The organism is Streptomyces sp. NPDC002130, assembly GCF_040296465.1.
GTDB lineage: Bacteria > Actinomycetota > Actinomycetes > Streptomycetales > Streptomycetaceae > Streptomyces.
Genome location: NZ_JBEOXI010000013.1, coordinates 15,013 through 35,000, shown reverse-complemented (window position 1 = coordinate 35,000; position 19,988 = coordinate 15,013). Strand labels below are relative to the sequence as shown.

Below are 19,988 nucleotides of genomic sequence, written 5' to 3'. Positions count from 1 at the left end.
GGTACGGGCCATGCTGCTGACGATCGACGTAGGAAACACCCACACCGTCCTCGGCCTGTTCGACGGCGACGAGATCGTCGAACACTGGCGCATCTCCACGGACGCGCGCCGCACCGCCGACGAACTGGCGGTCCTCCTCCAGGGCCTGATGGGCATGCACCCGCTCCTCGGCGACGAGCTGGGCGACGGCATCGACGGCATCGCCATCTGCGCCACCGTCCCCTCGGTCCTGCACGAGCTCCGCGAGGTGACCCGCCGCTACTACGGCGACGTGCCCGCCATCCTCGTCGAGCCGGGCGTCAAGACGGGCGTGCCGATCCTCATGGACAACCCCAAGGAGGTCGGCGCCGACCGCATCATCAACGCCGTCGCGGCGGTCGAGCTCTACGGCGGTCCCGCCATCGTCGTCGACTTCGGCACGGCGACGACGTTCGACGCCGTCAGCGCGCGCGGCGAGTACGTCGGCGGGGTCATCTCGCCCGGCATCGAGATCTCCGTCGAGGCCCTCGGCGTCCGCGGCGCCCAGCTCCGCAAGATCGAGGTGGCCCGCCCCCGCAGCGTCATCGGCAAGAACACGGTCGAGGCGATGCAGTCGGGCGTCATCTACGGCTTCGCGGGCCAGGTCGACGGCGTGGTCAACCGCATGGCCCGCGAGCTGTCGGAGGACCCCGACGACGTCACGGTCATCGCGACGGGCGGTCTCGCGCCGATGGTGCTGGGCGAGTCGTCGGTGATCGACGAGCACGAACCGTGGCTGACGCTGATCGGGCTGCGGCTGGTGTACGAGCGCAACGTGTCGCGCATGTGAGTCGCCGCTCGGCGGTGCTGCTGGGGCGGTGGGTCCGCAGCCCGGCGGAGCGGGGTGCCTCCCCCAAGCTCTCGACTCCGCTCGAGCAGGGGGGACCCCCACGCCCACCCGTGCCGCCCCAGGCGGCACGCATGCCCGCAGGCTGAGCGGGAGACGCACCCGCACCCGCCGTCGGACGCAAGGGGCCGTGTCGGGGGGTGTCCGCCCGCAGCGGTTGGCGCGTCAACGAACAGTCAGTCGGCGTGAAACCCCATCGCGCCGTTCCGAGGACGGACACCCCCCGGCGCGGCCCCGACCCACCACCGGCGTCAGGCGCAGGCGCGCACCCCGCCCGGCGCTCCGCGCACCCGCCGCTACGCGCACCCCGCCCACCCGAGTGGTCCCCCACGCCACACGCGCCCCCTATGTGAGATTTGTCTGATTAGCGCGTATCGTCGCCGCATGCCCACGCCATACGGATCCCGCGGCGGCATGGCGTTCGGCGCGGAGGAGCTGCGTGTGCTCCGCCGCGCTCTCGCCCTTGCCCTCCATCCCACCCCCGCCTCGGCCGACGACGTCCAGGACTGTCTCCGTCTCGCAGAGTCGCTCGACGAGGCGCTGCGGGAGGGGGCCAGGCTGCGTGCCTTCCTCGTGGCCGACCTGGGCCGGTACCGCGCCGCCCTCCCCGGCACCGCCGCCGGCTACCTCGCACTCCTGGGCGAGGCCCTGGATGCCGGGTACCGCCCCCTCCCCGACGACCTCGCCGCCCTGCGCGCCCTGCGCGGCAATCCCGCCGCGGCGGCCCTCCTGGACCGCTGCGCGGCCGCCCCCGTCGCCGCCCCTGCCCCAGCGGCCGCCGTTCCCGGCTGCCGCTCCCGCTCCCGCCTCCTGGCCATCCCCGGCGGCCGCCGCGCCCCCGCCGGGAACGCCGCCGAGGACGGCCCGGAGAAGCAGCCCGAGAAGAAGCCCACACGCAAGCCGGCGCCCCCCAAGCCCGCCCCGGCCCCCGCCCCCGGCACCCCGAAGCCCTCCCGCCCGATCCCCACCCCGGGCGAGGTCTTCCCACGCCGCAAGCCGGCTCCGCCACCCCCCGCGAACCCCCAGCAGCTCGCCGCGGGCTGACGTGGCTACCCTGGAGCCATGGACTACGTCTCCGCGCTGCTGCCCCCGGCCGTCATGGCCGTCTTCTTCATCGGCGTGATCCGGGTGATCGTGAAGACCCAGGGCGGCGCCAACAAGGCCAAGGAGGACGCGGCCGTGGACGCCGCCCTCGCGCGTGTGGAGGGCGCCCGCCAGTCCGGCGCGGCGCCTTCGAAGACCGACGCCTGACCCACCCCCTTCCGAGGGCGTACGACTCGGCGGACCGCACCCCGCGGCGCCCGCACTTCCGAGCCGTACGCCCTTTTTGTTCACGTTCGCCGGTGAAGTGCACGTCCGCCACGCCATTACCGGGATCTCCCACTATTGTTCTGAGCTGTGCCTCGCCCATTGGGAGAACTCGAAGACGCGGTCATGTCGCGGGTGTGGAAGTGGAACCGCCCGGTGACCGTTCGAGAAGTCCTGGAAGATCTTCAGAAGGAGCGGTCCATCGCGTACACCACCGTGATGACCGTTTTGGACAATCTCCATCAGAAGGGCTGGGTGCGCCGCGAGGCGGAAGGCCGTGCCTATCGATATGAGGCGGTCTCCACCCGCGCCGCCTACGCAGCCGCCCTGATGAACGACGCCTGGTCGCAGAGCGACAACCCCGCCGCCGCTCTCGTCGCCTTCTTCGGCATGATGAGCGAGGAACAACGGCAGTCTCTCAGTGATGCCGTACGGATCGTGCAGGGCCCGGAAACCCAGGAACCGACCGAACCGTCGGAATCCGCGGAACGTGCCGAACGGCCGGAACGCGGGGAAGGCCCCGAGGAGAACCCCGCCTCCGCTCAGGACCGCGGCGGGCGATAGCGTCCCGCCATGTCCGCGAAGAGCCCCGAAGCCACCGCAAAAGCCATCACCGTCCGGCGGGCCCGCACCAGCGATGTCCCGGCCGTGCGCGGCCTCCTTGACGCCTACGTGCGCGGCCGCATCCTGCTCGACAAAGCGACGGTGACGCTTTACGAGGACATCCAGGAGTTCTGGGTCGCGGAACGGGACGACAACGCCGAGGTCGTCGGCTGCGGCGCGCTGCACGTGATGTGGGAAGACCTCGCGGAAGTCCGCACTCTCGCGGTGAAGCCCGGCCTGAAGGGCGCGGGCGTCGGGCACCGGGTGCTGGAGAAGTTGCTGCAGACCGCCCGCTGGCTCGGTGTTCGCCGCGTTTTCTGTCTGACCTTCGAAGTCGACTTCTTCACCAAGCACGGCTTCGTGGAGATCGGCGAGACACCCGTCGACACGGATGTCTACGCGGAGCTGCTGCGTTCCTATGACGAGGGCGTCGCGGAGTTCCTGGGACTCGAACGAGTGAAACCGAACACCTTGGGCAACAGCCGGATGCTTCTGCATCTGTGATCGTCGGGCGCTAGTCGGTCGCAAGAGGGCCAGGCAGGTTCGTCAAGGCATATTCCGCGGGGCCGCCCTGCCCCGGTGCCCTATGTCCGAAACGCGCACGTTTCCGGACCGAGCCCGGGCTGCCGGTCTCTGCCGGGGGTTTGTGTTTTTCCGGCAAAAGCGGTTTGCTTTCCGAGGTACTGCAGTACTGCATATAACAGGGGACGGCGATACGGCGGACGCCGGCACACCCCGGCCCTGAAGATATCGATGAAAGGAAATCCGGTGGCACAGAAGGTTCAGGTCCTTCTTGTCGACGACCTCGACGGTGGCGAGGCGGACGAGACCGTGACGTTCGCGCTGGACGGCAAGACGTACGAGATCGATCTCACCACCTCCAATGCGGACAAGCTCCGTGGCCTTCTCGAGCCTTACGTGAAGGGCGGCCGTCGCACCGGAGGCCGTGCTTCGAGCGGGCGCGGAAAGGCGCGTGCGGCTTCGAGCGGCAGCCAGGACACCGCGGCGATCCGCGCCTGGGCGAAGGAGAACGGCTACGAGGTCAACGACCGCGGCCGTGTTCCCGCGACCATCCGCGAGGCTTACGAGAAGGCCAACGGCTGAACAGCGGCACTACCGACCCTGCGCACACACGGCCGGCGGCTGGGCGCACACGCGCCGCAGCCGGATCCGGTGGCACTGCGTGGCCACCGCGTTCACCAGCCGCACGAGATCAGGGGCGTCCCCAGCGCCCCCCAGCGCCGACAGCGTCGGCAGCGAGGCCTCGACCTCGCATCCCGGCTCGGGGGGCCGCAGCCACACGGCGGCCCCCTGGGAACCGACCCGGCCCGGCGGAAGCGGCCGGCCGACGGGAGAACCGGAACCAGAGGGCGGTGACCCGTCCCTGAACGGTGTGTCCGCGCCGCAGGCCGAGACAGCACCCGCCGGTACGGCGCCCGACTCGCACGGGAGCAGCGCCGCCCCCTCCCCGTGAAACACCGGGGGTGACGGCGCCGCCATGAGGCCGCCCGCACCGATCGCCGCCAGATCCAGCGGCAGGCGTCCCCAGTCCAGCCACTCCAGCAGCCCGGGAAGTTCCTCGGCGCTGCCCGCGGCAACCAGGATCAGCATCCGGTCGCCTCGGAGGGCGACGGGAGAGCCCGGCGCCCGGCGGCGCAGCGCCGCGTGCCCCGCCTGTGCCGGCACGTCCAGGACGTCGTAGCGCACCCCCACCACCAGTCGCAGGGGATCGCCGGGCACCGTCGGCCAGCCCAGTTCGTTCTCGTACCACCGCCGGACCTGACCGCTCGGGGGACGGCTCGGACCCGGGCCGCTCGCGGCCGGGCCGGCCGGGTCGAGTGGCCGGCGGGGTAGCGGGAGGGCCGGGGACACGGACGCGATCACGGGATGAGGGGCGCCGAACATGCCAAGTGCAACAGCCGGAAAGCCGTGCGGGTTACGCTGGGTGGCGCCACGGACGCACAGAGTGGCGAATCGGGGGCGCGAAAGGGGTGCGGGGAGGCGCAAGGTTGTTCGCCCGTAGCGGAGGGAACAGGGGCGCTCGGCATGGACTTCCGGTCGCCGCGGGTAAGACATCCCTAGTGGGAGGGGGCGACACGCAGAAAAGGGCGTCTCACGTTCGCCATCGGCGTACTGGCGAGTGGGGTATCTGCCTGGCCTGCGGGAACATCGTCTCGCACCATCGGGTTGGAGCAGATGTCGGCGTTCGGGGTCAGGAGGCCAAGGACGGTGTCGGCAGTTGGAATGAGCGGTCCCCGCTTGCGGGACTAAGCTGCGGAAGGACAGGGAGGGGAAGTTCCCCCCACTGCCTGACCGCTCTGAGGAGCGATTAACGATGTTCGAGAGGTTCACCGACCGCGCGCGGCGGGTTGTCGTCCTGGCTCAGGAAGAAGCCCGGATGCTCAACCACAACTACATCGGCACTGAGCACATCCTCCTGGGCCTGATCCACGAGGGTGAAGGTGTCGCCGCCAAGGCCCTTGAGAGCCTCGGGATTTCGCTCGAGGCGGTCCGCCAGCAGGTGGAGGAGATCATCGGCCAGGGCCAGCAGGCCCCGTCCGGCCACATCCCCTTCACCCCCCGTGCCAAGAAGGTCCTGGAGCTGTCGCTCCGCGAGGCCCTTCAGCTGGGCCACAACTACATCGGCACGGAGCACATCCTGCTCGGCCTGATCCGCGAGGGCGAGGGCGTCGCCGCCCAGGTCCTCGTCAAGCTGGGCGCAGATCTGAACCGCGTGCGGCAGCAGGTGATCCAGCTGCTCTCCGGTTACCAGGGCAAGGAGACCGCCGCCGCCGGTGGTCCTGCCGAGGGCACCCCCTCCACGTCCCTGGTCCTCGACCAGTTCGGCCGGAACCTCACCCAGGCCGCTCGTGAGTCCAAGCTCGACCCGGTCATCGGGCGCGAGAAGGAGATCGAGCGGGTCATGCAGGTGCTGTCCCGCCGTACGAAGAACAACCCGGTGCTGATCGGTGAGCCCGGCGTCGGCAAGACCGCCGTCGTCGAGGGCCTCGCCCAGGCCATCGTCAAGGGCGAGGTGCCCGAGACCCTCAAGGACAAGCACCTCTACACCCTGGACCTCGGCGCCCTGGTCGCAGGCTCCCGCTACCGCGGTGACTTCGAGGAGCGCCTGAAGAAGGTGCTCAAGGAGATCCGCACCCGCGGCGACATCATCCTGTTCATCGACGAGCTGCACACGCTGGTCGGTGCGGGTGCCGCCGAGGGCGCCATCGACGCCGCTTCCATCCTGAAGCCGATGCTGGCCCGCGGTGAGCTGCAGACCATCGGCGCCACCACGCTGGACGAGTACCGCAAGCACCTGGAGAAGGACGCGGCCCTGGAGCGCCGCTTCCAGCCCATCCAGGTCGCGGAGCCGTCCCTGCCGCACACGATCGAGATCCTCAAGGGTCTCCGTGACCGGTACGAGGCCCACCACCGCGTCTCCATCACGGACGAGGCGCTGGTCCAGGCCGCCACCCTGGCCGACCGGTACATCTCGGACCGCTTCCTGCCGGACAAGGCGATCGACCTGATCGACGAGGCCGGTTCCCGGATGCGCATCCGCCGGATGACCGCGCCGCCGGACCTGCGCGAGTTCGACGAGAAGATCGCCGGTGTCCGCCGCGACAAGGAGTCCGCGATCGACTCGCAGGACTTCGAGAAGGCCGCCTCCCTGCGCGACAAGGAGAAGCAGCTCCTGGCCGCCAAGGCCAAGCGGGAGAAGGAGTGGAAGGCCGGCGACATGGACGTCGTCGCCGAGGTCGACGGCGAGCTGATCGCCGAGGTCCTCGCGACCGCCACCGGCATCCCGGTCTTCAAGCTGACCGAGGAGGAGTCCTCGCGTCTGCTGCGCATGGAGGAGGAGCTCCACAAGCGGGTCATCGGCCAGAACGACGCCGTCAAGGCGCTGTCGAAGGCGATCCGCCGTACGCGTGCCGGTCTGAAGGACCCCAAGCGCCCCGGTGGCTCGTTCATCTTCGCTGGCCCGTCCGGTGTCGGTAAGACCGAGCTGTCCAAGGCGCTCGCCGAGTTCCTCTTCGGCGACGAGGACGCGCTGATCTCCCTCGACATGTCGGAGTTCAGCGAGAAGCACACGGTCTCGCGTCTCTTCGGTTCGCCCCCCGGCTACGTGGGCTACGAGGAGGGCGGCCAGCTGACGGAGAAGGTCCGCCGCAAGCCGTTCTCGGTCGTCCTGTTCGACGAGGTCGAGAAGGCCCACCCGGACATCTTCAACTCGCTGCTGCAGATCCTGGAGGACGGTCGCCTGACCGACTCCCAGGGCCGGGTCGTGGACTTCAAGAACACGGTCATCATCATGACGACCAACCTCGGCACCCGGGACATCTCCAAGGGCTTCAACCTGGGCTTCGCGGCTCAGGGCGACACGAAGTCCAACTACGAGCGCATGAAGAACAAGGTCTCGGACGAGCTCAAGCAGCACTTCCGGCCCGAGTTCCTCAACCGCGTCGACGACGTGGTCGTCTTCCCGCAGCTCAGCCAGGACGACATCCTCAAGATCGTCGACCTGATGATCGACAAGGTGGACGAGCGCCTGAAGGACCGGGACATGGGCATCGAGCTCTCCCAGTCCGCCAAGGAGCTGCTGTCCAAGAAGGGCTACGACCCGGTGCTGGGTGCGCGTCCGCTGCGTCGCACCATCCAGCGCGAGATCGAGGACTCGCTGTCGGAGAAGATCCTCTTCGGCGAGCTGCGCCCCGGTCACATCGTGGTCGTCGACACGGAGGGCGAGGGCGAGACCAAGACCTTCACCTTCCGCGGCGAGGAGAAGGCGGCTCTCCCGGACGTCCCGCCGATCGAGCAGGCGGCCGGTGGCACGGGTCCGAACCTGAGCAAGGACGCCTGAGCGTAACGACCCACTGAGAGGGGCCGGTGCTGAACAGCACCGGCCCCTCTCGCGTGCCTGCGGCGATCCGAACGACAGGCCCTAGGAGAGCTGCCCGTCGTAGTCCGGCAGTTTGAACGTCCTCTCGGCGTGGCCGCCCGACAGGTCGGTGGCGCTGTTGCCGATGTTCGCGATGATCGTGTAGCCCTTCTTCTCGACGTCGATGCGCTGGGCCGTCTTGTAGTCGGCGACGTTCTTGAAGAGGTCGATGAAGTTGCGGACATAGAGTCCGGAGACCTGGTAGCCGGTCTGCTTCAGGTTGTACTGGGTGAACGAGGCGATGATGTCCGGCCGGGCGGTCACGAAGAACAGGGCGACGCCGCGCTCCTGTGCGTATCTGGCGGCCTCCAGGACCGGTTTGTTGGCCGGTTGCGGATAGGCGAAGCCGAAGTCCGTCTCCAGCGTGGTGTTGTCGATGTCGAAGACGATCGCCTGCTTCTCGCCCGGCTTCGTGGCCGCGATCCGCTGCTTCAGATAGGGCAGCGCCTGGTCCATCACGGCCTGGCAGTCCTTCTGCCAGGTGCCGTAGTCGACGTCCGCGGCCGTGGCCGTGGCGGTGGTCGTGGAGGCCCGGGCGGCGGTCGTGGCGTCGGCCGGTGCGGCCATCGCCACGAGGGCCGCCGCCGAGACGGCGGTCACTGATGCGCGGCGCAACCAGGGGCGTCGGGTCTGCATGTCGTGGGGGTCCTCTCACGTCCGTGACGCTGCAACATGTCGTGTGCATGCTTGTGCTCGAGGGTGGCGTGAGGGGAACCGTAGGGTTACCGGACGGTAGGCGCCTAGAGGCCTGCGCCACATTTTCGGAATGGCCGAAGAGGGCCCCCGGTGACATGGCGCACAGGCGATATGTCCGTTACTACCTGGATTAGTGGATAACGGACCGGGAGGAAAGGGATTCTTCCCCCGCGGTGAGGGCGGAAGTGCTAGCTAGTGCCCTGATTTGTCCCTAATGACTGCAGTGTCAAGAGACGTAGAACACTGAACCAAATTACTAACTAGCGTCGTAGATCACGCTTTTGGGAGTTTGTCGGACTTCGGGTTACCAAGGGATGGCCACACGGCGAGCGGTTGTCCGCCGGGTGGTTTTCTCCGTCCCCTTCCATACGAGGTTTCGATGTCCCAGCGCGTCACGTCCCGTTCTTCCCGTACGTCCCAGCTCCGCACCCGTGCGACCGTGCTGGCCGCCGGCCTTGGTGTCTCGGTCGCACTGGGAGCCGGGGTCGCGTCCGCCGCCGACACCACGGCCGCGTCCGGGGCCGCCACTGCCGTCCAGGCTCAGGCCGCCGCCCAGGCCAAGGTCGCCAAGGCCGAGGCCGCGAAGGCTGAGAAGGCCGCCAAGGCCGCCGCCGCCAAGAAGGCGGCCGAGAAGAAGGCCGCGGCCAAGAAGGCCAAGCCGTCCTGGGTCGACCCGGTGAAGAAGTACACGCTCTCCGCGAGCTTCGCCCAGAACGGCGGCATGTGGGCGCACAAGCACAGCGGCCAGGACTTCGCCGTGCCGAGCGGTACCCAGGTCGTCGCCACCCACGGCGGAACCGTGGTCAAGGCCGGCGGCAACGGCGCCGGTGACGGCCCCGCGTACGGCAACGCCGTCGTCATCAAGCACGGCAACGGCACGTACTCCCAGTACGCCCACCTGTCGAAGGTCGAGGTGCGCGTCGGCCAGATCGTGAAGACCGGCCAGGAGATAGCCAAGTCCGGCAACACCGGCAACTCCAGCGGCCCGCACCTGCACTTCGAGATCCGTACGACCCCGAACTACGGCTCGGCGGTCGACCCGGTGAAGTTCCTGCGCGCCAAGGGCGTGACGGTCTGACCTGCCTGACGGGTGAGGGCCTAGGAGCCCCCGGCTCCCCGGTGGGCCTGGGTCACCAGGTCCGTGGCGACCTCGAGGACGGCTTTGTTCTTCTCCTCGGGGTCGTCTCCCATGTCCTGGAGCAGGAACATGCCGGCGTGCAGCGTGAAGATCGCGCTGGCGCAGCGGACCTGGTCCACCAGGTCCGCGTCCGGGTCGACGATGATGTCGCGCAGACGCTGGATGCGCGCCTTGAAGGACTCGCCGATCCGCAGGTCCCGTACCGTCGCCTGGTTCTCGTGCATGAAACGGAACAGCGGCGCCGCCTCGGCGAGCGTGTCGGCGTAGCGACGGATGATCTCCTGCTTGGTCGCCAGGGTGTGGGGCTGCTGCCGGCCCCACTCGATCAGGTCCTCGATCGGCTGGGTGAGGTCCTCGAAGATGCTGACGAGGATCTCTTCCTTCGTCTTGAAGTGGTAGTAGAGCGCCGCCTTGGTGACCTCCAGGCGCTCCGCGATCTCGCGCAGGGAGGTCTTCTCGTAGCCGTGCTCGGCGAAGAGTTCGAGGGCCACGTCCTGGATGCGCCGGCGGGTGTTCCCGCGGCGCCGCTGCCTGGTGCCGTCCATGGTGCCGCCCATCCTCCTACGCCGTCCGCTTTCCATAAAACTTACTTGACGCCCGGCTAGTTCCGCGGCTAGCTTCCGAGTGTAGTCACTAGCCGGTCGGCAAGTAAGTAGCGGTAGCTGGGGGAGTGGGAAGCGATGGCGGACAAGACGGACACACCGGCGGCAGATGCCGCCGAGGAGAAGCAGCCCAAGAGCGTACGGGTCGTGCTGCTCGCGCTGATGATCGCGATGATGCTCGCGATGCTCGACAACATGATCATCGGCACCGCGATGCCGACGATCGTCGGTGAGCTGGGCGGGCTCGAACACCTCTCCTGGGTCGTCACCGCCTACACCCTCGCGACCGCGGCCTCCACCCCGCTGTGGGGCAAGCTCGGCGACATGTACGGACGCAAGGGCACGTTCCTGTCGTCCATCGTGATCTTCCTGATCGGCTCCGCGCTCAGCGGCATGGCCCAGAACATGGGCGAGCTGATCGGCTTCCGCGCGGTGCAGGGCCTCGGCGCCGGCGGTCTGATGGTCGGCGTCATGGCGATCATCGGTGACCTGATCCCGCCCCGGGAGCGCGGCAAGTACCAGGGCATGATGGCCGGTGTCATGGCGCTCGCGATGATCGGCGGCCCGCTGGTCGGCGGCACGATCACCGACAACTGGGGCTGGCGCTGGGCCTTCTACATCAACCTGCCGCTCGGCGTGGTCGCGCTGATCGCCGTCAGTGCCGTGCTGCACCTGCCGAGGAAGCGCTCCAAGGCGCGGATCGACTATCTGGGCGCCGCGCTGCTGACCGTCGGCATCACCGCGATCGTGCTCGTGACGACGTGGGGCGGCACCGAGTACGCGTGGAGCTCCGCGCGGATCATGGAGCTGATCGGCATCGGGGTGGCCGCGCTGGTCGGGTTCGTGTTCTGGCAGACCAGGGCCGCGGAGCCGGTGGTGCCGCTGCACATCTTCCGCAGCCTGAACTTCACCCTGATGTCGGTCATCGGTTTCATCACCGGGTTCGTGATGTTCGGTGCCACGCTGTTCCTGCCGCTGTACCAGCAGTCCGTGCAGGGTGCTTCCGCGACCAACTCCGGGCTGCTGCTCCTGCCGATGCTCGGCGCGATGCTGGTGACCTCGATGGTCGCCGGGCGGGTGACCACGAACACCGGCAGGTACAAGGTCTTCCCGGTCCTCGGCAGCGCGCTGATGATCGTCGGGCTGTACCTGCTGTCCACGATGGACACCGGCACCTCCCGTCTGACGTCCGGCATCTTCATGGCCGTGGTCGGGCTCGGCATGGGCTGCCTGATGCAGATCACCATGCTGGTCGCGCAGAACAGCGTCGAGATGAAGGACATGGGCGTCGCGTCCTCCTCCACCACGCTCTTCCGCACCCTCGGCTCCTCCTTCGGCGTCGCGATCATGGGTGCGCTGTTCAACAACCGCGTCCAGGACGTCATGAGCGAGCGGGCCGGTGCGCTGGGCTCCAAGGTGACCGAGCAGTCGGCGCAGCTCGACTGGAAGAGTCTGCAGAAGCTGCCGGTGCCGGTCCGGGAGGCGTACCAGCACGCGGTGTCCGCCGGCACGCACTCGGCGTTCCTGCTCGGGGCCGTGGTGGCGGTTCTCGCCCTCGTGGCGGCCGTGTTCGTGAAGGAGGTGCCGCTGAAGGGAGCGGGCCCCAAGGAGGACGGCAAGCCGGACACTCCGGCGGCGCAGCCGCCCATGGTCGAGGCCGTCTGACCACACCGTACGAGGCCCCCGGGAGCGTCCGCCCCGGGGGCCTTCGGCATGCCCGGCCACGAGCCGGGAGCCGTTGTCGGACCCCCGTGTCACCATCGGTCGCATGGACAAGACGCGCCAGGTCCGGCTGGCCAAGGACGCGATGGACCGGGACTGGGCCGATCCCGGGCTCGACCTGGACACCGTCGCCGCCCACGCCGGGTACTCGCGCTACCACTTCATCCGCGCCTTCAAGGAGGCGTACGGCGAGACCCCCGGCCAGTACCTCACGCACCGCCGGATAGAACGCGCCGAGGACCTGCTGCGCACGGCGAACCTGTCGGTGACGGAGATCTGCCACCTGGTCGGCTTCAGCAGCGTCGGCACCTTCTCGGCGCGCTTCAAGACGTGGACGGGTCTCACCCCCAGCGAGTACCGGACCAAGCACGTGGGCCGGGGAGCCGCCCTCATACCCGGCTGCTACGCCATGCTCTGGGCCGGCGGCTTCCGCTCGGCACCCGGCGCCGGCAAGCAGCGCGATTCCGGAGAGGCGAAGCCACGCCATTCCGGAGAGGCGAAGCAGCGCAATTCCGGAGAAGCGGGCTGACACCCCCGCTGCCTACGGTGGCAGGGCAGGCACAACCGGCCGCAGCGTCAGAGCAGGAGCACGCCATGATCAAGGGTCTCGCCATCTCGACCGTCTGGGTCCTCGACCAGGACCGGGCCAAGGAGTTCTACACGGAGAAACTGGGCCTGGAGGTCCGTACGGACATGACCATGGGCGAGGGCGGCATGCGCTGGCTCACGGTCGGCTCGCCGAACCAGCCCGACGTCGAGCTGACGCTGATGGTCCCCGGCGGGCCCGCCATGGACCCCGAGTCCGCCGAGATGCTCCGCAAGCTGGTCACGAAGGGCGCGCTCGGTGCGGGCGTCCTGACCACCGACGACATCCACGGCGACTACAAGAAGCTCAAGGACAAGGGCGTGGAGTTCCTCCAGGAGCCGCAGGAGCGCCCGTACGGCACGGAGGCGCTGTTCCGCGACGACTCCGGCAACTGGTTCTCGTTCACCCAGCCCCGCGAGGGCGGCCTCGACATGGACCAGGACTGGTCCTGCTGACCCGGTCGACGCGGCCGGTCCCGAAGGCCGGAAGGCCTACGAGCCCGGCAGCATCGGATAGCTCCCGGTGTTCGTCGGCGCGTGCTCCGGCAGCCACAGCACGGCGACCGCGCCCTCGGCCGGCAGATGCTCCGGTGTCCCGGGGGTGCGGACGTTGCGGAAGGTCAGCCGGGCGCCCATCACCCGGGCCTGCCCGGCCGCGATGGTCAGACCGAGCCCGTGGCCCTTCCCGGCCCGGTCCTTGCTGCCGGTGCGGAAGCGGCTCGGCCCCTCGGCGAGCAGGTCCTCGGGAAAGCCCGGGCCGTGGTCGCGCACCCGGATGACCCGGCCCTCGACGCTGACCTCGATGGGCGGCTTGCCGTGCCGGGCCGCGTTGGCCAGGAGGTTGAACAGGACGCGCTCCAGACGGCGCGGGTCGGTGGTGACCTCCGACTCGTGCACGATGCGCACCTCGATGGCCCGGTCCTTGGCCGCCACCCGCCGGGCCACGAACTCGCCCAGCATGATGTCCTGCAGCTCCGCCCGCTCGGAGGCCCCGTCCAGCCGGGCCACCTCCAGCACGTCCTCGACCAGCGTGCGCATGGCCTTCGCCCGGTCCAGCACCAGCTCGGTGGGGCGCCCGGGCGGCAGCAGTTCCGCGGCGGTCAGCAGCCCGGTCACCGGGGTGCGCAGCTCGTGCGCGATGTCGGCGGTGACCCGCCGCTCGGCCTCGATGCGCTGCCGCAGCGCGTCCGCCATGGCGTCCACCGCACTCGCCAGGTCGTCGGTCTCGTCCCGTACGACGCCGCCCATGGCGTCCCGCACGCGCACATCGGTCCCGCCGCCCGCGAGCTGGCCCGCCGCGATGGCCGCCTTGCGCAGCCGCCGTGAGAGGTGCCCGCCGATGAGCACCCCGAGCGCGCTGCCGCCGAGGACGACCGCGATGGACCCGATGAGCAGGGCCTGGTCGAGGTCCTGGAGGATGTCCGAGCTGCGGTCGGTGAAGCCCGAGTGCAGCGACATCACCTGCCCGTTCTTCAGCGGCACGGCGGCCCATATGTCGGGCACGTCACCCGGCCGGTCCGCCACATAAGTGGCCCGCTGACCCGCCTCGACCCGCTCCCGCAGCGCCTGTGGCAGATCCGGGTCGTTGATCTTGGTGTTGGGGAAGTTCATCCGCCCGGACAGCTCGAAGTTGCGCTGGGCGATCATGATCCGCTCGTCGGCCAGGTCGCGCGCGTTGTCCAGCATCGAGACCCGGGCGGCGTTGTGCACGACTAGGCTCAGCGCGATCGCCACCAGCGCGCCCACCAGGGCGATGGCCGCGCTCAGCTTCCATCTGAGGCCCGTACGGATGCCCGCACGCTCCAAGCCCGCGGCGACCAGGCGCCGGAAGTGCCCCCTCATATCCCTGCCCCTGCTCAGGCCTTCAACTTGTAGCCGAAGCCGCGGACCGTCTCGATCCGGTCCTGGCCGATCTTCTGCCGCAGCCGCTGTACATGCACGTCGACGACGCGGGTGTCCCCGCCCCAGCCGTAGTCCCACACCCGCTCCAGCAGCTTGTCGCGGGAGAGCACCGTGCCCGGCGCGGAGGAGAACTCCAGCAGCAGCCGCATCTCGGTCGGCGTCAGCGCCACCGGCTGCCCGGCGCGGCGCACCTCCATGCCCTCGGTGTCGACCTCCAGGTCCCCGAAGGCCAGGACCCCGCCGCTCGCCGGGGCGGCCGGCTCCTCACCCCGGCCGCCGCCCGCGTGGCCGAAGCGGCGCAGCACCGCGCGGATCCGGGCGACCAGGACGGCACCGTCGAACGGCTTGGTCACGTAGTCGTCGGCGCCCGCCTCCAGGCCCAGCACGACGTCGATGGAGTCGGCCCGCGCCGACAGCATGATCACCGGCACGGTCGACTCGTCCCGGATCCGGCGGCACAGGCTGACACCGTCGAGGCCGGGGACCATGACGTCCAGCAGCGCGATGTCGGGGCGGTCCGCCCGGAACGCCTCCAGGCCCGAGAGCCCGTCGGGCATGGCGGTGACCACGAAGCCGTCCCGTTCCAGGGCGAGCTGCGTGGCCTCGCGGATGACGTCGTCGTCCTCGACGAACAGGACGTGGGTCTGGTCTGCCATCCCGGTGCTCTCTGTCCTCTGTGGTTCGTGGGGGTGCGTTCCACATTAGGGACGCGCGTTCGGTTGTTGAGGATGCGTTCTACTGCTGGGACGCATGGTCCGCGTGATGCGTTCACCGAGGGATCGTTCCGAGTGGCCCGATCGGTTCACACGGCCCTCCGCCCGCGTCAGCTCGCCGGCACCGGCGTCGCGCTGTCGCCGGCGACCTTCCCGTAGTCGTTGTGCGTGCGGTACTTCTCGGCGAAGTGGCCGGAGGTCCATCTGTACGTGATCACGTTCTCCCCGGAGGGACTCGACACCGGGTCACCCTTGTCGTACACCTGCTTGGTCACCACGAGGTCGCCGCGGTCGATCTCCGCATAGACCGGCGGCTCCTCCGACGTGAACACGTTCTCGTACGAGCCGTCCTGCTCGCGGTACACGTAACTGCCGACGCCCACCGCGTCACCGCAGGTCAGCACGTTGACGACGACGTCGTCCGCGGAGCCTCCGGTGAGATTGCCGTAGGAGACGTCGACCGGGTACTCGTTCGCCACGCACGGCTTCAGCTCGCGCTTCACCTCGGGCGCGACCTTCGGGTCGTCCTTGACGAGCTTGACCGCGTTCACGGTGTCGGGCGACTTCGACGGTGCGGTGGACGGCGTCGCGGCGGCGCCCGCCACCGAGTCGGCGTGCGCCGGGCCCTCGTCACGGGCGCCGGTGCCGCCGGCACCGCACCCGGACACCAAAAGGGCGAGGGCGGTGGGCACGGCCAGGGCCGCACTCACCGCCTGGATACTGCCCCGGGTCCGCGCAGGACCCTCGCCGGTCAGGCCGCGCACCGCTCCCGCTCCTCACGCTCCAGCGCGCGTGCGTCCAGGTCGCGGGACTCCAGCTCCTCGCGGAGCCGGGCGAGCGCCCGGTGCAGCGTGCTCTTGACCGTTCCGGCCGACATGCCGAGGGCGGCGGCCGTCTCCTCCGTGGACATCTGCTCCCAGTGTCGCAGCACCACGACACTGCGCTGCTTCGGGGCGAGGACCTTCAGGATGTCCATGAGCAGGGCGCGGTCCGCGTGCTGCTCGGTGGCGTCGTCGACCGAGGCGTCCGGCAGCTGCTCGGTCGGGACCTCCTCCAGCTTCCGCGCCCGCCACCACTCCGTGCGGGTGTTGATCATCACCCGGCGCAGGTAGGCGTCGGCCAGCCGCTTGTCCTCGATGGTCTCCCACCGGCCGTACGTCCGTACCAGCGCCGTCTGCAGCAGATCCTGCGCGTCCGTCGGGTCCGGGACCAGGCGGCGGGCACTGCGCAGCAGCGCGTCCTGCCGGGTGCGGACGTACTCCTCGAACTCGAGCACCTCGCCCTGCGCCATGGTGAACCGCCTCCCGTTTCCCCGTTTCGGGCCGGCTCCCCGCCGCCCGTGCACTGCCTGTGGTCTTCAGTCGTCCCGTGTCTTCCGGGAACGCATCTGAAGGTACGGAGGCGTTGTCACGGCGCTGTCCGAAGCAGCCTGCGGCCAGCGCTCGGCTGTCCGTCGGTTGTGTAACGGAAACCCGAACGGGGTAGGGAGGTGGGGGCGTTGAGGCGGATTAGGGGTGATTTGTCCACCCGGTCTCTGTTACGGACGCCGATCCGCGGCTGTGACCTGCCTGTACGTCAGGTCAGCGGCAGCCGGTACGAACCGCCCGCCAGCGGCTCCACCAGACCGTCGGCGACGAGACCGTCGAGGGCCCGGGCCCGCTGCACCGGCTCGTGCCACACCCGGTCCAGAGCGGCCTGCGGAACGGGCCCGTGCGCCTCCCGCAGCACGGCGAGCAGCCGCCCGCGCACCTGCCGGTCGGTGCCCGCGTAGGTCTGGCCCTTGCGCGGCGGCCCGTCGTGCTCCGGCTTGCCCGCCAGCCGCCACGCGCACTGCGCGGCGATCGGGCAGCGGTGACACGACTCGCTCTTCGCCGTGCACACCAGCGCGCCCAGCTCCATGGAGGCGGCGGCCCAGCGGGCGGCGGTCGGCTCGTCCTCGGGCAGCAGCGCGCGGGCCAGCCTGCGCTCGGCGGCGGTGGTGGCGTTCGGCGGGTACTGCACGCCGGTGACCGCGCGGGCGAGGACCCGGCGCACGTTGGTGTCCAGCACCGGGTGCCGCTGCCCGTAGGCGAAGGAGGCGACGGCGGCGGCCGTGTACTCGCCGATGCCGGGCAGCGCCAGCAGCTGCGCGTGGTCGGCCGGTACGTCACCGCCGTGCCGCTCCGTTATGGCGACGGCGGCGCCGTGCAGGCGCAGCGCGCGGCGGGGGTACCCGAGCCGTCCCCAGGCGCGGACGGCCTCGCCGGGCGCCTCCTTGGCCAGGTCGGCCGGGCGCGGCCAGCGCTGCAGCCACTGCTCGTAGACGGGCAGAACACGGCTCACCGGGGTCTGCTGCAGCATGAACTCGCTGACCATCACCCCCCACGCCCCGGCCTCGGGACGCCGCCACGGCAGGTCACGGGCGTGTTCGCCGAACCAGTCGATGACGGGGGAGTGCAGGTTCTCTCCGGTGACCGGGCCGGAGGGGGTGTCGGAGGGGGCGGAGGGGGAGGCGGCGGTGGGGTGCGGGGGTTTCGTGGGAGCAGTCATGGCCTCTCGATGGTGCCACGCAGAGGCCCCTGTTCGGGCATACCGCCACCCCTGAAGAGGACAGCCGCCTGACGATCGGCAGCAGTGCGGGCGGGCCGGGCGCTTGTAGCGTCAGGCGCATGGAACGTCCTGGCCCGGCCTCGCTCGCCCGTGGCGCCCTCCTCTGGGCCGCCTTCGCCGTCCCGGCGCTCACGGCTGACCGGGTCGGGCTGAACGAGCCGCGGCCGGGCTGGCAGCAGGCGGTCGGTGTGGTGGTGCTGGCCGCGGCCGCCGCTGCGTCCCGGCGGCTGCCTCTGGTGGCCTTCGGGCTGGTCGCAGCCCTGAGTCTCACCGCCGCCCCGGCCCTGTTCACCGTCTCCTACGGCCCCGCCCTCGGCATGTGCGCCCTGCTGCTCGGGCTGCGGGCGGGCCGGGCACGCCAGGCCCTGGTGTGCTTCGCGGCCGTCGGCTGCGCGGGCGCCGCGCGAAGCGCGCTCGTCGGGGTCGACCCGCCCCCCGAGTGCCTCGTCATGGCCGGCACGCTGCTCTTCGGCTGCGTCTTCCCCTGGCTCGGCGGGCGCTACTGGCGGCTGAGCCGTGAGCTGGCCGAGGCGGGGTGGCTGCGTGCCGCCCGGCTGGAGGACGAGGCCCGCTTCGCCGAGGAGCGCGCCCGGCTGCGCGAACGGGCCCGGATCGCCCAGGACATGCACGATTCCCTCGGCCACGAACTGAGCCTCATCGCCCTGCGCGCGGGTGCCCTCCAGGTCTCCCACGGCCTCGGCGACGAACACCGGGCCGCGGCGGCCGACCTGCGCGCGGCCGCCGCCGACGCCACCGACCGGCTGCACCGCATCATCGGCGTTCTGCGCGAGGACGACGACGAGCCGGTACCGCTGGCGCCGGCCGGCGAGACCCTGGAGCAACTCGTCGCCCGCGCCGCCGAGTCGGGCCTCCCCGTGCGCTGGGAGCACGCCGGACGGCCCGCGGACCCCGGCGACGTCGCCGAGCGGCTGCTGCACCGCGTGGCCCGGGAGGCACTGACCAACGCGGCACGGCACGCGCCGGGCGCTCCCGTGGTCGTGGCGGTCACCGGGCGCGCCGCGGGCACCGTCGTCACGATCACCAGCGGCCGGGCGACACAGGACGGTTGCCCGCCTTCCGGAGGCGGAACGGGCCTGCTCGGGCTGCGGGCCGCGGTGACCTCGGTCGGCGGGGAGTTCGAGGCGGGCCGTCACGGTGAGGGCTTCCGGGTGCGGGCGTACGTCCCGCGGCAGCGCACCGACGTCACGCCTGCGCGCCCCGCCCGTGAGCCGTTCACCCAGGTCCGCCGCCGGGTCGCCATCGGCCTCGGCACCGCGGCCGGCGTGGGCGCCGTGCTCGTCGGCGCCGCCTTCGGCTGGTACGCGTACGCCGAGACGCACTCGGTGCTCGAACCGGCCGCGTACGCCGAACTTCGCCTGGGTGCCCCCACCGCCGAGGTCGAGCGCGTGCTGCCCGATCGTGATGTGAACGACCCACCCGACGACCGGGCTCCCGTTCCGCCCCGGGGAGCCGAGTGCCGCTACTACCGCGCGAGCGGCGAACTGTTCGTCTCCGTCGACCACTTCAGACTGTGCTTCGAGGCCGGGCGGCTGATCGCCAAGGACGTGGTCCCCGGGGTCGGCCTGTCCGGCGAAGGCCGGGAAGAGTACGAGGAGTTCGCACGGTGAGCACAGGGGACACGAGCAGGGCACCGATCCGGGTGCTGCTGGCCGACGACGAGGCGATGGTCCGGGCCGGGGTGCGCGCCATCCTGGACAGTGGCGGAGGGACGGAGGTCGTCGCCGAGGCGGGCGACGGGCGCGAGGCGGTCGAGCAGGCCCGCGCGCACCGCCCGGACGTCGCCCTGCTGGACATCCGCATGCCCCGTCTGGACGGCCTCGGGGCGGCGGAGGAGATCGTGCGGTCGGTGCCCGGCACGGCCGTCGCGATGCTCACCACCTTCTCCGAGGGCGCCTACGTGACCCGCGCCCTCGGCGGTGGCGCCACCGGCTTCCTGCTGAAGTCCGGGGACCCGTACGAACTCGTCGCGGGTGTGCGGGCGGTGGCCGCGGGCGCCGCGTTCCTCTCGCCCAAGGTGGCCCGGTACGTCATCGACGAGGGTCTCGGCGGCGGGCGCCTCACCCGCGAGGCCGGGGCACGCGCGCGGGTGGCGGTCCTGAGCCCCCGTGAGCGCGAGGTGCTCGGTCTGGTCGGCGCAGGCCTGTCCAACCCGGAGATCGCCGCCCGGCTGCACCTGGTCGAGGGCACGGTGAAGGCCTACGTCAGCGCGGTCCTGGACCGGCTGGACGTGCGCAACCGGGTGCAGGCGGCGATCGTGGCGTACGAGGCGGGGCTGGTGGAGCCGTAAGCGACCGGGGGCTCGCGG

The 19,988-nt window shown here is 70.5% G+C and carries 21 protein-coding genes; 13 read left to right on the top strand and 8 right to left on the bottom strand.

Annotation, left to right across the window (positions count from 1 at the left end):
* Positions 1–10 precede the first annotated feature (10 nt).
* The 6 genes from ABT116_RS04195 to ABT116_RS04170 all read left to right on the top strand — a co-directional run bounded on the left by ABT116_RS04195 (position 11) and on the right by ABT116_RS04170 (position 3,880).
* The gene (locus ABT116_RS04195) at positions 11–808 is read left to right on the top strand and encodes a type III pantothenate kinase (protein ID WP_031110806.1); all 798 of its coding nucleotides are present in this window, start codon (positions 11–13) and stop codon (positions 806–808) included.
* 441 nt (positions 809–1,249) lie between these two features.
* On the top strand, positions 1,250–1,909 hold the full coding sequence (locus ABT116_RS04190; protein ID WP_351627518.1) for a hypothetical protein: 660 nt from the start codon (positions 1,250–1,252) through the stop codon (positions 1,907–1,909).
* A gap of 18 nt (positions 1,910–1,927) precedes the next feature.
* The gene (locus ABT116_RS04185) at positions 1,928–2,116 is read left to right on the top strand and encodes a hypothetical protein (RefSeq protein ID WP_104783427.1); all 189 of its coding nucleotides are present in this window, start codon (positions 1,928–1,930) and stop codon (positions 2,114–2,116) included.
* Between the two features lie 183 nt (positions 2,117–2,299).
* Positions 2,300–2,737, top strand: coding sequence for a BlaI/MecI/CopY family transcriptional regulator (locus tag ABT116_RS04180; RefSeq protein WP_502983817.1), 438 nt, complete (start codon positions 2,300–2,302; stop codon positions 2,735–2,737).
* Between the two features lie 9 nt (positions 2,738–2,746).
* Positions 2,747–3,280, top strand: coding sequence for an amino-acid N-acetyltransferase (locus tag ABT116_RS04175; RefSeq protein ID WP_031111859.1), 534 nt, complete (start codon positions 2,747–2,749; stop codon positions 3,278–3,280).
* Positions 3,281–3,544: 264 nt separating this feature from the next.
* A complete protein-coding gene (locus ABT116_RS04170; protein WP_351627511.1) occupies positions 3,545–3,880 on the top strand; it encodes a histone-like nucleoid-structuring protein Lsr2 in 336 nt (111 codons plus the stop codon).
* Positions 3,881–3,889: 9 nt separating this feature from the next.
* Here the strand turns inward: ABT116_RS04170 and ABT116_RS04165 are convergent, their stop codons facing one another.
* On the bottom strand, positions 3,890–4,681 hold the full coding sequence (locus ABT116_RS04165; RefSeq protein WP_502983814.1) for an SCO3374 family protein: 792 nt from the start codon (positions 4,679–4,681) through the stop codon (positions 3,890–3,892).
* A gap of 430 nt (positions 4,682–5,111) precedes the next feature.
* Here ABT116_RS04165 and ABT116_RS04160 point away from each other — a divergent pair, with 430 nt between their 5' ends.
* Positions 5,112–7,637 (top strand): ATP-dependent Clp protease ATP-binding subunit, encoded by a 2,526-nt coding sequence (locus tag ABT116_RS04160; RefSeq protein WP_351627505.1) that lies wholly within the window; start codon positions 5,112–5,114, stop codon positions 7,635–7,637.
* 81 nt (positions 7,638–7,718) lie between these two features.
* Here the strand turns inward: ABT116_RS04160 and ABT116_RS04155 are convergent, their stop codons facing one another.
* Positions 7,719–8,351: an HAD family acid phosphatase gene (locus ABT116_RS04155; protein ID WP_351627502.1), complete on the bottom strand. Its 633-nt coding sequence runs from the start codon at positions 8,349–8,351 to the stop codon at positions 7,719–7,721.
* A gap of 439 nt (positions 8,352–8,790) precedes the next feature.
* On the opposite strand from ABT116_RS04155, the gene ABT116_RS04150 reads away from it, so the two are divergent.
* Positions 8,791–9,489: a M23 family metallopeptidase gene (locus tag ABT116_RS04150; RefSeq protein WP_351627499.1), complete on the top strand. Its 699-nt coding sequence runs from the start codon at positions 8,791–8,793 to the stop codon at positions 9,487–9,489.
* A 20-nt stretch (positions 9,490–9,509) separates the two neighbouring features.
* On the opposite strand, the gene ABT116_RS04145 is transcribed toward ABT116_RS04150, so the two are convergent.
* Positions 9,510–10,106 carry a TetR/AcrR family transcriptional regulator gene (locus ABT116_RS04145; RefSeq protein ID WP_351627496.1) on the bottom strand — a complete coding sequence of 199 codons (597 nt, stop codon included), beginning with the start codon at positions 10,104–10,106 and terminating at the stop codon, positions 9,510–9,512.
* A 123-nt stretch (positions 10,107–10,229) separates the two neighbouring features.
* Here ABT116_RS04145 and ABT116_RS04140 point away from each other — a divergent pair, with 123 nt between their 5' ends.
* From ABT116_RS04140 to ABT116_RS04130, 3 genes are all read left to right on the top strand, one after another.
* On the top strand, positions 10,230–11,816 hold the full coding sequence (locus tag ABT116_RS04140; protein WP_351627493.1) for an MDR family MFS transporter: 1,587 nt from the start codon (positions 10,230–10,232) through the stop codon (positions 11,814–11,816).
* Positions 11,817–11,919: 103 nt separating this feature from the next.
* Positions 11,920–12,402: a helix-turn-helix transcriptional regulator gene (locus ABT116_RS04135; protein ID WP_351627490.1), complete on the top strand. Its 483-nt coding sequence runs from the start codon at positions 11,920–11,922 to the stop codon at positions 12,400–12,402.
* Between the two features lie 65 nt (positions 12,403–12,467).
* The gene (locus tag ABT116_RS04130) at positions 12,468–12,914 is read left to right on the top strand and encodes a VOC family protein (protein WP_053673914.1); all 447 of its coding nucleotides are present in this window, start codon (positions 12,468–12,470) and stop codon (positions 12,912–12,914) included.
* A 36-nt stretch (positions 12,915–12,950) separates the two neighbouring features.
* Here ABT116_RS04130 and cseC read toward each other — a convergent pair whose 3' ends face one another.
* The 5 genes from cseC to ABT116_RS04105 form a co-directional block, all read right to left on the bottom strand.
* Complete coding sequence (gene cseC / locus ABT116_RS04125) at positions 12,951–14,300, bottom strand: two-component system sensor histidine kinase CseC (protein ID WP_351627486.1); 1,350 nt, start codon at positions 14,298–14,300, stop codon at positions 12,951–12,953.
* Positions 14,301–14,314: 14 nt separating this feature from the next.
* Positions 14,315–15,016, bottom strand: coding sequence for a two-component system response regulator CseB (cseB, locus tag ABT116_RS04120; RefSeq protein ID WP_107460307.1), 702 nt, complete (start codon positions 15,014–15,016; stop codon positions 14,315–14,317).
* A 167-nt stretch (positions 15,017–15,183) separates the two neighbouring features.
* Positions 15,184–15,837 carry a hypothetical protein gene (locus ABT116_RS04115; RefSeq protein ID WP_351627482.1) on the bottom strand — a complete coding sequence of 218 codons (654 nt, stop codon included), beginning with the start codon at positions 15,835–15,837 and terminating at the stop codon, positions 15,184–15,186.
* Positions 15,825–16,364 (bottom strand): SigE family RNA polymerase sigma factor, encoded by a 540-nt coding sequence (locus ABT116_RS04110; protein ID WP_030251439.1) that lies wholly within the window; start codon positions 16,362–16,364, stop codon positions 15,825–15,827. The genes ABT116_RS04115 and ABT116_RS04110 overlap by 13 nt, the downstream gene beginning before the upstream one ends.
* 284 nt (positions 16,365–16,648) lie before the next feature.
* Complete coding sequence (locus ABT116_RS04105) at positions 16,649–17,602, bottom strand: HhH-GPD family protein (protein WP_351627479.1); 954 nt, start codon at positions 17,600–17,602, stop codon at positions 16,649–16,651.
* A gap of 119 nt (positions 17,603–17,721) precedes the next feature.
* On the opposite strand from ABT116_RS04105, the gene ABT116_RS04100 reads away from it, so the two are divergent.
* Together ABT116_RS04100 and ABT116_RS04095 are read left to right on the top strand one after the other, a co-directional pair.
* Positions 17,722–19,290, top strand: coding sequence for a sensor histidine kinase (locus ABT116_RS04100; RefSeq protein WP_351627476.1), 1,569 nt, complete (start codon positions 17,722–17,724; stop codon positions 19,288–19,290).
* Between the two features lie 56 nt (positions 19,291–19,346).
* Positions 19,347–19,970, top strand: coding sequence for a response regulator (locus ABT116_RS04095; protein WP_351627577.1), 624 nt, complete (start codon positions 19,347–19,349; stop codon positions 19,968–19,970).
* The last annotated feature ends 18 nt before the right edge of the window (positions 19,971–19,988 follow it).